Below are 12,303 nucleotides of genomic sequence, written 5' to 3'. Positions count from 1 at the left end.
AGGGCTGGAAACGGCCGTGGGTGGGTCACACTTAGTTACGAGCTTCGTAAGTCTTCAGGTTAGCTGGCGTCACCAGTTCGAACGGAATGTAGTTCATCGGGGGCACTTTCTCGCCCTTGGACAGTTTCAATGCCACATCGATGGCACCACGCCCCTGGCCTGCGCCATTCTGGAACACAGTCACTTTCAAGTCGCCATTCTTCATGGCTGTGAGCGCATCACGGGTAGCATCGATACCGGCTACGATCACGTTGTTACGCTTTGCCGCCTTCAATGCCTGGATTGCGCCTAGTGCCATCTCGTCATTGTTAGACACAACAGCATCAAATTTCACACCAGCACTCAGCCAGTTCATCATCAAGTCACGCCCTTCGGTCCGCGACCATTTTGCGGTCTGCTTCTCGACGATCTTGATGCCCTTGCATGCGGGGGTGGCAATAACGTCTTCAACGTCTTTGGTGCGTTGACGCGCTGCCTGGTTAGAAAGGTCACCCATCATCACCACGATATTGCCCTTGCCTCCCATCAGACGACATACCTCTTTCATCTGCAGAGTGCCCGACTCCAGCTCGTTGGAACCCACGAATGCCACCTTGGCAGGTAGCACGCGGTCGGCAGGCAGGCGGTTAACGTACACCAGAGGAATGCCGGCTGCGCTAGCCATCTTGCTGATTTTCGGGGTCACTTCGGTGTCCACAACGTTCACTACGATGGCGTCCACTTTCTGGGCAATAAAGTTCTGGACTTGCGAAAGCTGTTTGCCGATGTCATTCTGCGCATCCTCAAACTGGATGCTTACATCTTTCTGACTGGCCGCATGGGTTTTCATGCTATTGCGCACCACAGTCAGGAAGTTGTCGTCGAAGGCAGACATGGTAACGCCGATCTTGGCGGCAGAAGCCGGCATGGCTGCGGCGGTCAGGGACAGGAAAACCAGGGAACCAGCAAACTTGGTCATGCGTTTCATCGGTGTCTCTCCTTGTTGTGTAAATCGGTGCGACGGCAGGCGCTACTGCGCGGTGAGCCATGCGAATCCGTATGGCTAAGATAAGAGCAGCCGTCACAAATTGCAAATAAAATTTCACTGATTTTTTTATGTAGAAATTTATTTCCACAAACTTGCAACAGCCTTTTCGGTTGCTGCAATGCGGCAAATTTTGCTTTCCAATCACAAGCTTAGCGACAGAACGACAGACAACACCTGACAGATACTGCCAGTGCTCGCTTAACCATTTTCAGTTCATGGGCATAAAAAAAGGCCGCAATAGCGGCCTTGGTGAGGAAGAGTAAGATGGCCTCAGCGACGCTGGCGTAGGGCCGCTTGCTGGTGACGTGCCAGGGCTTCTCCCACTTGGCTACGGTTAGACACCTCCGGAATGCCGACCTGCCACCAAGTGCCCCCTTCCGGTGTGCACTGTGGGCCGTCGATACGCAGGCTAATCAGGTAACTGCGGCTGGCGGCGCGGGCGCGGTGCATCGCTGCTTCCAGTTCGACCACACTGTGCACGGTCTCTGCTTCGGCGCCCAGCGAACGGGCATTTAGCGCAAAATCGATATCTGGCGCACCATCCGGCCCGGTGAGGCAATCCTTGTACATATTGTTGAACTCGGCACCGCCGCAAGCCTGTTGCAGACGGTTGATGCAGGCGTAACCGGCATTATCCAGTAGCACCACGATCAACTTTTGCCCCAGCATCACCGAAGTGGCCAGCTCGTTATTGAGCATCATGTAGCTACCATCGCCCACCATCACGATCACCTCGCGCTCTGGCCGGGCCATTTTCACCCCCAATGCACCGGCCACCTCGTAACCCATGCACGAGTAGCCGTATTCCATGTGATAGCCACCCGGACGGCTGGTACGCCACAGCTTGTGCAGCTCGGCCGGCAAGGTACCGGCCGCGCACACCACGATATCGTTATCGCAGGAGTTGGCCGCAGACGCCTGCACCGCGCCGATGGCTTCGGCGTAGGTGGGCAACGCTGCACGTGGACTGACCACGATCTCGCTGACCTGACGGCGCCAGGCGTCACACAGCCGAGTGGCATGCGCTTGCCAACCACTATCGGCACGCCAGTCGCCCAGCGCGGCAGACAAGGCGGCTAGGCCGGCACGCGCGTCGGCCTGGGCACTGACCCCACCCCACTTGATCGCATCGAAAGTATTGACGTTGATCGAGAGCAGCTTCGCCCCAGCGTACAGCGCGTGCGAGCCAGTAGTGAAATCCTGCAAACGCGTGCCTACAGCCAGCACCACATCCGCATCCTCGGCTAGCGCATTGGCCGCCGGGCTGCCAGTTACCCCAACCGATCCGGCCAGCAGCGAGTGCTGCCATGACAGTGCACCCTTGCCTGCCTGGCTCTCGCCAACCGGAATACCGTGCCGCTCGGCAAATGCCTGTAGTGCGGCCGGACCACCTTCGCTATACAGCACGCCGCCACCCGTGACGATCATCGGGCGTTTGGCATCGCGCAGGATGGCTGCCAAGGCCTGGATTTCGGCATCTTCTGGCGGTGGCTGGCGGAAACGCACCACTCGCTCATCAAAGAAAGCCAGCGGCCAATCGAAGGCCTGCGCCTGTACATCTTGCGGCAGCGCCAGCGTCACCGGGCCGCACAGCGCCGGGTCGGTCAGATAGGCGATGGCACGCGGCAGTGCCGTTAGCAGCTGATCGGGCACCACGATACGATCGAAATAGCGTGATACCGGGCGCAGGGTATCTACGGCCGATACGCCGCCGTCGTGGAAATCTTCCACTTGCTGCAACACCGGGTCCGGTGCACGGCTGACAAAGATGTCACCCGGCAGCAGCAGCATGGGCAAGCGGTTGACGTGTGCCACCCCTGCCGCCGTCACCAGATTGGTACATCCGGGTCCAATGGAGGTACTGACTGCCATCATGCGACGGCGGAAGTGCGCTTTGGCGTAAGCAGTGGCCGCCAGCGCCATGCCCTGCTCGTTGTGGGCTCGGAAGGTAGGTAGTTGCTCACGCATGGCGTGGAGCGCCTCGCCGAGACCGGCTACGTTGCCGTGGCCGAAGATGGCCCATACCCCGCCAAACAGGCGCTCGCGGTGGCCATGTTCGTCTTCCACATATTGCGCAGCCAGATAGCGCACCAGCGCCTGGGCTACGGTCAAGCGTATCGTTTTCACTTTTGTCTCCTTGTCCTGTGTTGCCCGGTGTGCGGCCAAGCGTGCGCATACCGGCGGCTACCCGTTCACGATATAGGAAGCCGCCCAAATTGCAAATTATTTTCTTATTTTTAACTTTACGGAAATTATTTTCCGTTGCTTATTCGGCAAGATAGCGCTCGCCTCGCATATTCTCCGGCACGTACAGGCGGAACTCGCCCCCCTGCTCGCTTCCAGGTACAGGTGGTGCCAGCCCCAGCGCCGCCAGCACATGCTGGATGGCACGTAGTGCCTGTGTATCCGGGTCTTGGTCAATCACTACATCCAGTAGCCCCTCCTGCATGTACTGCCGATGATCGTCAGACAGCTCATGGGTAATCCAGCACACCTTGTGCGCCACAAAGCGCCGCAGTGCCGCCACCACGCCGGGCGAACCCGCACCGGTGTTGTAGATGGCCGCAATGCCTTCGCCGCGGCGGAAGGCGTCGCTGAGCGCCAAATAGCACTGGTCAGGGTCGTCGCGCGTTTCCCGGCTGACGGCATCACACAGCAGGTGCGGCAGGCCGGCCAGCGCATCGCGACAGCCCTGGCTGCGTTCACGGTGGCCACGGTAGTCGCGGCGGCTGCTGAGAATCAGCACACGGCCACCCTGAGGGCAATAGCGTCCGATCAAGTGGCCAGCGGTGCGCCCCGCCGCGTAGTTGTCGATGCCGACGTAGGCAGCTGAGGGCAAGGCCTCTACCCGAGTCACCACCATCACCACATGCTCACCGCGCAGCTGAGCCTGATGCAGCGCCTGTCGACTGGCCTCGGAGTCGGGAGCTGCCACGATCAACGCCCGCCGCGGATAGCGGCGCGGTGCCAGCACGCGCAACAGTGCTGCCTCATCGTTGTCGGGAACGCTGACGCGGTGTACCACCAGACGCCGGTCCAGCATGGCAACGATGCGCTGAAAGGCCTGACCCAGGCGCCGGAAAAACGGCGAGCGATTGTCCGGCAGCACGATATCCACGTGCAGTAAACCGGTATCCACCTCTGGCAATAGCCGGGGGATACCCAACTCGCGAGCAGCTGCCACCACTTTTTCACGTGCCTTGCGCGACACACTGCCACGCTCATTCAGTACACGGTCGACCGTAGTGATGCTGACGCCAGCGGCGTCAGCAATATCGCTGAAACGCGCTGAGCGTTTGCGACGTGCTGAGGAAGTCAAATGCGGTCTCCTTTTCACACTTATTTACGCTTACCACCAAGAGCAGCACGGCAGGCCTGAGTAGGGCCATCCCACCATTTTGACGAAATATCGTCAAAACACCAGCAGCGCGTGTGTCTTTCCACGCCTAGATTAGCTGGCAACGGCAAGACAGCAACATAAGCCGCACACACCAGGAGACACATCATGAAGATTGCCCTCGACCCTTACATGCACCGCCATCTGGCCTTGCCGGATCTGGTTGCCAAAACTGCAGAACTGGGTTTCGACCAGATCGAACTGTCGCCCCGCGCTGACTTTCTCGACTGGTGGGTCTACCCACGCGCCACCCGTGACCGCATGGAAGCATTCAAGCAGGCACTACGCCAGCATCAGGTCGGACTGGCTAGCTTGCAACCCATGTACCGCTGGGCCAGCCCGTTTGAAGACGAGCGCCAATGGGCCATGCGCTGCTGGAAGAAAGCCATCGAAGTCGCCATCGAGATGGAGTGCCCGCTGATGATCAGCGAATTCGGCCGGGGTGCCTCGCCCGAACGATCGGTCGGCGAACGGCCAGGTACCAACACCCGCGAGCTGTGCGAAGCGGCGTGGTTTCGCTCCATGGACGAGCTACTGCCCATCTTTGAACGTGAAGGTATCACGCTGTCAGTAGAGCCTCACCCAGAAGACTGGGTGGAACAGCTGCAACCCGCCATTGACATCGTCAAGAACATCGGATCCAGCGCGCTGAAAATCAGCTATATCGCACCACATACTTTCTATTACGGCGACGACCTGGCGGGACAACTGCGCGAAGCGGCTCCTCTGCTGGCACACGTCCGCGTGGCCGACACTTTCAACCATAAAGCCAGCTCCCAGCTGCGCTATATCGTCAACCCGCCTGGCTCCAGCCACATCCGTGTGCACCAGCACCTGGACATCGGCCAAGGAGAAATCGACTGGGATACCTTCTTTGCCACCCTGGCAGACATCGGCTTCGACGGGGTGCTGTCGTCCTGCGTGTTTGCCTGGGAAGAGCGCGCCGACGAATCCGGCCACTTCATGCGCCAGCAAATTCAGCAATACCTGAACCGTCACGCCCGCTGACACCCACTCACCCCCTCTGGAGACTTAGCCCATGACTCAGCTCAACTTTGCCATCAACCGCATCAGCGCCCCGCGCCTGTCGTTTACCGACTATCTGGCTATGTGCCAGCGCCTGGGCGTCAGCACCATCGAAATCCGCAACGACCTGCAAGGTGTGGAGATCAGCGATGGCACCGACCCGGCTGCCATTCGTGACGCCGCCAGTGCTGCCGGCATCCGCATCCGTTCCATCAATGCGCTGTACCCGTTTGATGTATTCGACAGCGCACTGGAGGCTCATGCCCGCAAGCTGGCTGCCTACGCCCGTGACTGCGGTGCCGAAGCTCTGGTGATGTGCCCGCTGAACAGCCGCGAAGACAAGCGTACCGCCAGCGACCGCTACAGCGACCTGGTGCACGCGCTGAAACAGCTGCGCCCCATTCTGGACGACCACGGCATTACCGGGCTGGTCGAGCCGCTAGGCTTCGAGGAGTGCTCTCTGCGTCGCAAGTCTGATGCTGTCAAAGCCATCTTTGATGCTGCTGGCGAGCGCCACTACCGCCTAGTACACGACACCTTCCACCATCACCTGTCCGGCGAAGACATCTTCTTTCCCGAACTGACAGGCCTGGTGCATATCTCCGGCGTGGAGTCTACCGAGCTGGCCAGCAACCAAATGCGTGACGGCCACCGCGTGCTGGTAGGCGAAGCCGACCGCCTGGGCAATATCCGCCAGCTTCAAACACTGCTGGCACGCGGCTACAACGGCGTAGTGTCGTTCGAGCCGTTTGCCGCCGACATCATGGAAGCCAGCGATAGCGAAGCCCTTCTCCAACGCAGCATGGCATTTATCCGCCAGTCACTCGCCTGAATCCACGTCCGGCCGCTTACTGCGGCCAACCCTGACAACACAGAGACAAGGAAAACAACATGACCCTTAAAATTGGTGTAATCGGTACTGGCGCCATCGGCCAAGACCACATCCGCCGCCTGAGCCAGACCCTGTCCGGCGCCCGCGTGGTAGCCGTCAACGACATCAATGCCCAGCAGGCCCGTGATACCGTGGGCCGTTACCAGCTGGACGCCATCGTACATACCGATGCGCACGCACTGGTTGCCGACCCGGCAGTAGAGGCTGTACTGGTGACCTCTTGGGGGCCGACGCACGAAGAGTTCGTATTGGCCGCCATCGCTAAAGGCAAGCCGGTATTCTGCGAAAAACCGCTGGCTGTTACCGCAGAAGGCTGCCAACGCATCGTAGAAGCTGAAATAGCACACGGCAAACGGCTGGTACAAGTAGGCTTCATGCGCCCCTACGATGCTGGCTACCGCGCCCTGAAAGATGTGATCACCAGCGGCAAGATCGGTGAGCCGCTGATGCTGCACTGCGCCCACCGCAACCCCAGTGTTGGCGACAGCTACACCACCCCGATGGCCATTACTGATACGCTGATTCACGAACTGGACGTGCTGCGCTGGCTGCTGGATGACGACTACGTCTCCGCCCAGGTTGTTTACCCGCGCAAGACCAGTCACGCCGCTAGCCATCTGGCAGACCCGCAGATCGTGCTGCTGGAAACAGTCAAGGGTGTGCGCATCGACGTGGAAATCTTCGTCAACTGCCAGTACGGCTACGACATCCAGTGCAGCGTGGTAGGTGAGAGCGGTGTGGCCAACCTGCCGGAGCCCGCCAGCGTACTGATGCGCAGCGATGCCCGCCTGGGCACCACCATCCTCACCGACTGGAAGCAGCGCTTTATTGATGCCTACGACGTGGAACTGCAAGCTTTCATCAACGGCGTACGTGATGGTGCCCTCACCGGCCCGTCGGCCTGGGACGGTTTTGCCGCTGCCGTGGCTGCCGATGCCTGCGTGAAAGCCCAGGAAACTCGTGGCGTGGAGGCTATCACCATGCCACCGCGCCCGGCCTTCTACGGCTAAGCTAGCTGGTCAGACAGGCCGTACCCGGGGGGCTTTCACTGTCAGTGCCAACCGGGTACGGCTTGCTGTTGCAGCCAGCGCACAGCAATGCATTGAACAATATTTTCTTTTGAATTTATATTTGAGAAATTAATTTCTAACAATATACTGTGCTCAACGGTCAAGCGGCCAGCACACACCGCGACAGACTGGCATAACAAACCCCGACCCGGAGAGCACCATGATTGAAGTAGCCCTGTTTGGCGCCGGTCGCATCGGCAAGATCCATGCGGCCAACCTGTTTGCCCACCAAGGCGTGCGCCTGAAGTACGTGGTGGATACCCATGCGCCTTCGGCCCAGGCATTGGCAGAACAATACGGCGCCACCGTCAGCGATACCGATACCGCACTCGGCGATGGCAGTGTTGGCGCCGTGGTCATTGCCAGTAGTACCGACACACACGCCGAACTGATCCTGCGTGCCGCTGCCGCCGGCAAGGCTATCTTCTGCGAAAAACCGGTCGACCTCGACCTGGCCCGCGCCCGCGACTGCGCAGCGGCGGTCGCCCAGGCTAGCGTACCGTGCGTCATCGGCTTCCAGCGCCGCTACGACCCCACCTTTGCTGCCGTAAAAACCCGCATCGAGGCTGGCGAAATCGGCACCCCGGAGATGCTGGTGGTCACCAGCCGCGACCCGGGTGCCCCGCCGGTGGACTACATCAAACGCTCCGGCGGCATCTTTAAAGACATGCTGATTCACGACTTCGATATCTGCCGCTGGATTCTCGATGACGAAGTGGTGGCCGTGCACGCCAGCGCCAGCGTGCTGACCGACCCGGCCATTGCCGACGCCGGCGATGCAGACTGCACCGCGGTTACCCTGCGCACCCGCAGTGGCCGCCTGTGCCAGATCAACACCAGCCGCCGCGCCGCCTACGGCTACGACCAGCGCTTCGAAGTGCTGGGCAGCGACGGCATGCTGCAAGCCGGCAACCACCGCCCCACCGAGGTTACCGCCTACGGCAGCCGCCAAGTCAGCAGCGACTTGCCGCAACACTTCTTCCTGGAACGCTACCAGGCTGCCTACGCAGGCGAAATGGCACACTTCTTCCGTGTGATTACCCAGGGCGAAACGCCGCGCACCACGGTACAGGACGGCGTAAAAGCGCTGGAGCTAGCCGATGCCGCCACCCGATCCTGGCAAGAAGGCCGCGCCATTACCCTGTAACCCTTGCCAACACTGTTGCGCTGCGCCGCCCGCCTACCGGGTACCGGCGCGGCCTGCATGCCGCCCACCGGACGATAGGAACGGTATACGGGCACGCAGCGCAGCAGCGGCAACCCGTCGGAATAACCCATGAGCACAGTACGTATCGGCATTGTCGGCCTCGGCCGACTGGGTCGCCGCCATGCGGCCAACCTGCAACACACCCAGGGCGCATGGCTGCAAGCCGCCTGCAGCCCGCTGGCAGAAGAGCGCGACTGGGCTGCCACCGCCCTGCCCGGCTGCACCTTGTACAGCGATTACGATGCGCTGCTGCAAGACTCGCAAGTGGATGCCGTGTTTCTGGTTACCCCCACCTCGCTGCACGCAGATCAGATCATTGCCGCCCTGCGCGCCGGCAAGCACGTGTTCTGCGAAAAGCCGCTAGCGCTGAATGTAGAAGACTGCCTGGCCGTGGAAGAAGAGGCATGCCGCCATCCGCAGCTGAAAGTGATGATCGGCTTCGTGCGCCGCTTTGACGCCAGCTACCGCAACGCGGCCGCGCTACTGACCGCAGGCGAGCTGGGCCACCCGTACATGGTGCGCTCGCAAACATGCGACAAGAACGACGAGTCCGGCTTCTTCGTGCGCTTTTCCGGCAGCAGCGGCGGCATCTTCCTCGATTGCAGCATCCACGACATCGACCTGGCGCGCTGGCTGCTGGGCAACCCCAAACCCAAGCGCGTCTGGGCTACCGGCACCAATGCCTTGCACCCGGCACTGGCCGAACATCAGGACGTGGACAACGGGATTGCCATGTGCGAGTTCGAAGGCGGACAGCTGGCCTGCTTTTTTGCCTCGCGCACGCTGGCCCACGGCCACGAAACCCTCACCGAAATCTTTGCCACCGCAGGCCGCTTGAGCGTGGGCGCCAACCCGCGTGCCGATCGTGTGGAAATCAGCGACGCCAGCGGCATCCGCAATACCTGCGTGCAGGATTTCTACCAGCGCTTTGCCGATGCCTTCGTCACCGAAGCGCAAGTATTTGTCGACACCATCCGTCACGATCGTCCATCTCCGGTGACGCTGGAGGACGCACGCGAAGCCACCCGCATAGGTCTGGCCATTACCCAAGCCTTCCGCAGCAACGAGGCCGTCACGCTGTAGCAACCGTGTTTTCTCACCCTCCTTTGATAGCCCGCCCACAAGGCGGGCTTTTTTTGGTTCTTCACAAAAAAGTATGGAGTACATCTAGCCACGTCTACAGCCATCGACGAAAAACTTACAATACAATGTCTTTAAACAAGAAAATCTTTAGCAAGAAAGTGCAACTACTGCGATCGAGCTACATTTTAACCATGCAGCCAAGAACGACAAAGGCGACCTAGCCCCTCAGCTAAATCCATACTGGATCTGTACAGCCGAAAAGCACGCTGCCTGAAGCACAGACAGGAGATGATGAAATGGTACAGCGACTGGCTGGATGTACTCGAAAAGCGCGGGGAGTTTGTAAAACCGGCTGACTTTACGATAAGTGACAAGTGGCAAGTGAGATGTATGGATGTTACTCATTCCTCCAGCTTCGAGACTGAATATTTCGTCTTACTGGTCGGTGGATTCGGCAGATTGAATCGCCCCCACTTTCCTAGATACCTCGTGAGCCTCACACTAGGCCCTAGAAGGAGGTGTCATGAGCAAGCCGCGTTTTCCTGAAGAGTTCAAGATTGAAGCTGTCAAGCAGGTAACCGAGCGTGGTTATCCTGTTGCCGAAGTCGCCAGTCGCCTCGGTGTGTCGGCGCACAGCCTGTATCAATGGCTGAAGCGCTACGACCCCAAGCGTGCCATTCCTGCCGAATCCACCGAACAGCAAGCCGAAATACGGCGTCTCAAGGCTGAGCTGAAGCGGGTGACCGAGGAGCGCGACATCCTAAAAAAGGGTTCTTCACGGAATAGTGGGAACGTGATGTAAACGTCAGACGTGAGAACGGCGGTGCAAGGTAAGCTGTTTGTGCAACCAAACCAGCCAACCCACACCGCCATTCTCATGTCCAATGATATGCGCCACCTCCCGTTCTGGGAAGGCTTCACCGTCACCGGCTTCCAGCGCCACGCCGATGCCCTCCACTTGAACCTGGAGCCAACACCCGACACCCCACCCCGTTGCAGCGGCTGCCAGCGCGTCGGCAGCCCCGTGCATGAGTACCGTTGGCGCACCCTACGCGACCTGCCCATCCTCGGCCACCCCGTCTGGCTGCGCGTCAGGCTACGCCGCGTGCACTGCCCGTACTGCGGCCCGAAACAGGAACAAGTCCGCTGGCTCGACCGCTACGCCCGCCTGACCTGCCGTTTGGCCGAAACGGTCGCGCATTGGTGCAGCAAGCTGCCGATTCGTCACGCCGCCGCGCTGTTTGGTTTGCACCGGGACACCGTCCGTCTGCTGGAGCGTCGCCGCCTGGCCCAGCAACTGAGCGCCTTGCCCGAGCCTGAGCCGCGCCGCCTGGTGATGGACGAATTTGCACTCTACAAAGGCCATCGCTACGCCACCGTTGTCATGGACGCCGATACCCGGCGGGTGTTGTGGGTGGGCGAAGGGCGCAGCCGGGAGGCGATCCGGCCGTTCTTTACGTGGCTGGGGCCGGCGCGCTGTGCGCGCATCGAAGCAGTCGCCATGGACATGAATACAGCTTTTGATCTGGAGGTGAAGGCACACTGCCCGCAGGCGCGGGTGGTCTACGACCTGTTTCACGTCGTGGCCAAATACGGGCGGGAGGTGATCGACCGGGTGCGTGTGGACGAGGCCAATCGTCTGCGCGATGACCGCCCGACCCGTCGGGTGATCAAGCAGTCGCGTTGGCTGCTGTTGCGCAACCCGGAGAACCTGAAGCACGCTGGGCAGCGCATCCGTTTGGACGAGTTGCTGGCAGCCAATCAGGCCTTGGCGACGGTGTACGTGATGAAAGCCGGACTGAAGGCGCTGTGGAATGCACAGACAGGCTGGGCGTGGCGGCGGGCGTGGAAGGACTGGCTGGCGCAAGCCAGGGAAAGCGGTATCGAATCCTTGGCGCGCTTCGCCAAGCGGCTATCGGGCTACTGGCGGGGCATCCTGAGCCGGGTGCGCTGGTCGATGCACACCGGCCAGCTGGAGGGCATCAACAACCGGATCAAGGTGATGAAGCGGATGGCCTATGGCTACCGGGACAGCGAGTACTTCTTCCTGAAGATCAAAGCCGCTTTCCCCGGTAATCCGTGAAGAACCTAAAAAAGGCCGCCGCATACTTTGCCAAGGAGTCCGGGTAAGGTATGCCTTCATCCGGACTCATGAGCAGCAGTTTCCTGTTCGACGTCTGTGTCGTGCCATGGCTTTGCATCCCAGTGGCTACTACGCCTGGAAAGCCTCTCCGCATTCACCTCGTGCGCGCGAAGACCAGCGCTTACTGGGGCAAATCAAGCAGGCCTGGCTAGAAAGTGGCGGTGTCTATGGCTACCGCAAGGTCTATGACGACCTGCAGGCACAGGGAGAGCGTTGCGGTAAACATCGCGTGGCACGACTGATGAAGCAGGAGGGTCTGCGTTCGCAGACGGGCTACCACCGACGCCCCGGGCATTACAGTGGCCGACCGGCGGTAGTGGTACCGAACCATCTGCAACGCCAGTTCACTGTGGATGCGCCGAATAAGGTCTGGGTGACGGATATCACGTACATCCGCACGCATGAGGGATGGTTGTACCTGGCGGTGGTGCTCGACCTGTTCTCGCGACAGGTCATTG

The 12,303-nt window shown here is 60.2% G+C and carries 9 protein-coding genes and 2 pseudogenes; 8 read left to right on the top strand and 3 right to left on the bottom strand.

Going from position 1 to position 12,303, the window contains the following annotated elements; genetic code table 11:
* Positions 1-31 precede the first annotated feature (31 nt).
* The 3 genes from ACK4FZ_RS16905 to ACK4FZ_RS16895 form a co-directional block, all read right to left on the bottom strand.
* Positions 32-967 carry a sugar ABC transporter substrate-binding protein gene (locus ACK4FZ_RS16905; RefSeq protein WP_409822994.1) on the bottom strand — a complete coding sequence of 312 codons (936 nt, stop codon included), beginning with the start codon at positions 965-967 and terminating at the stop codon, positions 32-34.
* A 330-nt stretch (positions 968-1,297) separates the two neighbouring features.
* Positions 1,298-3,154 (bottom strand): 3D-(3,5/4)-trihydroxycyclohexane-1,2-dione acylhydrolase (decyclizing), encoded by a 1,857-nt coding sequence (iolD, locus tag ACK4FZ_RS16900; protein ID WP_409822991.1) that lies wholly within the window; start codon positions 3,152-3,154, stop codon positions 1,298-1,300.
* A 139-nt stretch (positions 3,155-3,293) separates the two neighbouring features.
* Positions 3,294-4,346: a LacI family DNA-binding transcriptional regulator gene (locus tag ACK4FZ_RS16895; protein ID WP_409822988.1), complete on the bottom strand. Its 1,053-nt coding sequence runs from the start codon at positions 4,344-4,346 to the stop codon at positions 3,294-3,296.
* A 186-nt stretch (positions 4,347-4,532) separates the two neighbouring features.
* On the opposite strand from ACK4FZ_RS16895, the gene ACK4FZ_RS16890 reads away from it, so the two are divergent.
* The 8 genes and pseudogenes from ACK4FZ_RS16890 to ACK4FZ_RS16855 all read left to right on the top strand — a co-directional run.
* The gene (locus ACK4FZ_RS16890) at positions 4,533-5,432 is read left to right on the top strand and encodes a sugar phosphate isomerase/epimerase family protein (RefSeq protein WP_409822985.1); all 900 of its coding nucleotides are present in this window, start codon (positions 4,533-4,535) and stop codon (positions 5,430-5,432) included.
* Between the two features lie 31 nt (positions 5,433-5,463).
* A complete protein-coding gene (locus ACK4FZ_RS16885; protein ID WP_409822982.1) occupies positions 5,464-6,282 on the top strand; it encodes a TIM barrel protein in 819 nt (272 codons plus the stop codon).
* Positions 6,283-6,341: 59 nt separating this feature from the next.
* Positions 6,342-7,352 (top strand): Gfo/Idh/MocA family oxidoreductase, encoded by a 1,011-nt coding sequence (locus ACK4FZ_RS16880; protein WP_409822980.1) that lies wholly within the window; start codon positions 6,342-6,344, stop codon positions 7,350-7,352.
* A 220-nt stretch (positions 7,353-7,572) separates the two neighbouring features.
* Positions 7,573-8,559, top strand: coding sequence for an inositol 2-dehydrogenase (iolG, locus tag ACK4FZ_RS16875; protein WP_409822977.1), 987 nt, complete (start codon positions 7,573-7,575; stop codon positions 8,557-8,559).
* A 129-nt stretch (positions 8,560-8,688) separates the two neighbouring features.
* A complete protein-coding gene (locus ACK4FZ_RS16870; RefSeq protein ID WP_409822974.1) occupies positions 8,689-9,702 on the top strand; it encodes a Gfo/Idh/MocA family oxidoreductase in 1,014 nt (337 codons plus the stop codon).
* A 523-nt stretch (positions 9,703-10,225) separates the two neighbouring features.
* A pseudogene (locus ACK4FZ_RS16865) lies at positions 10,226-10,474 on the top strand (transposase); the annotation flags it as partial.
* Between the two features lie 117 nt (positions 10,475-10,591).
* Positions 10,592-11,785: an ISL3 family transposase gene (locus tag ACK4FZ_RS16860; protein WP_409823038.1), complete on the top strand. Its 1,194-nt coding sequence runs from the start codon at positions 10,592-10,594 to the stop codon at positions 11,783-11,785.
* Positions 11,781-12,303 (top strand): annotated as a pseudogene (locus ACK4FZ_RS16855) (IS3 family transposase); the annotation flags it as partial. The gene ACK4FZ_RS16860 and the pseudogene ACK4FZ_RS16855, both read left to right, overlap by 5 nt.

The organism is Vogesella sp., assembly GCF_046297735.1.
In the GTDB taxonomy this organism is placed as follows: Bacteria; Pseudomonadota; Gammaproteobacteria; order Burkholderiales; family Chromobacteriaceae; genus Vogesella; species Vogesella urethralis.
This window is presented reverse-complemented; position numbering and strand designations above follow the sequence as displayed.

Coding starts and splice junctions, on each gene's coding strand:
- ACK4FZ_RS16905 (WP_409822994.1), bottom strand. CDS start 967: ATGAAACGCATGACCAAGTTTGCTGGTTCCCTGGTTTTCCTGTCCCTG.
- ACK4FZ_RS16890 (WP_409822985.1), top strand. CDS start 4,533: ATGAAGATTGCCCTCGACCCTTACATGCACCGCCATCTGGCCTTGCCG.
- ACK4FZ_RS16885 (WP_409822982.1), top strand. CDS start 5,464: ATGACTCAGCTCAACTTTGCCATCAACCGCATCAGCGCCCCGCGCCTG.
- ACK4FZ_RS16880 (WP_409822980.1), top strand. CDS start 6,342: ATGACCCTTAAAATTGGTGTAATCGGTACTGGCGCCATCGGCCAAGAC.
- iolG (WP_409822977.1), top strand. CDS start 7,573: ATGATTGAAGTAGCCCTGTTTGGCGCCGGTCGCATCGGCAAGATCCAT.
- ACK4FZ_RS16870 (WP_409822974.1), top strand. CDS start 8,689: ATGAGCACAGTACGTATCGGCATTGTCGGCCTCGGCCGACTGGGTCGC.
- ACK4FZ_RS16860 (WP_409823038.1), top strand. CDS start 10,592: ATGCGCCACCTCCCGTTCTGGGAAGGCTTCACCGTCACCGGCTTCCAG.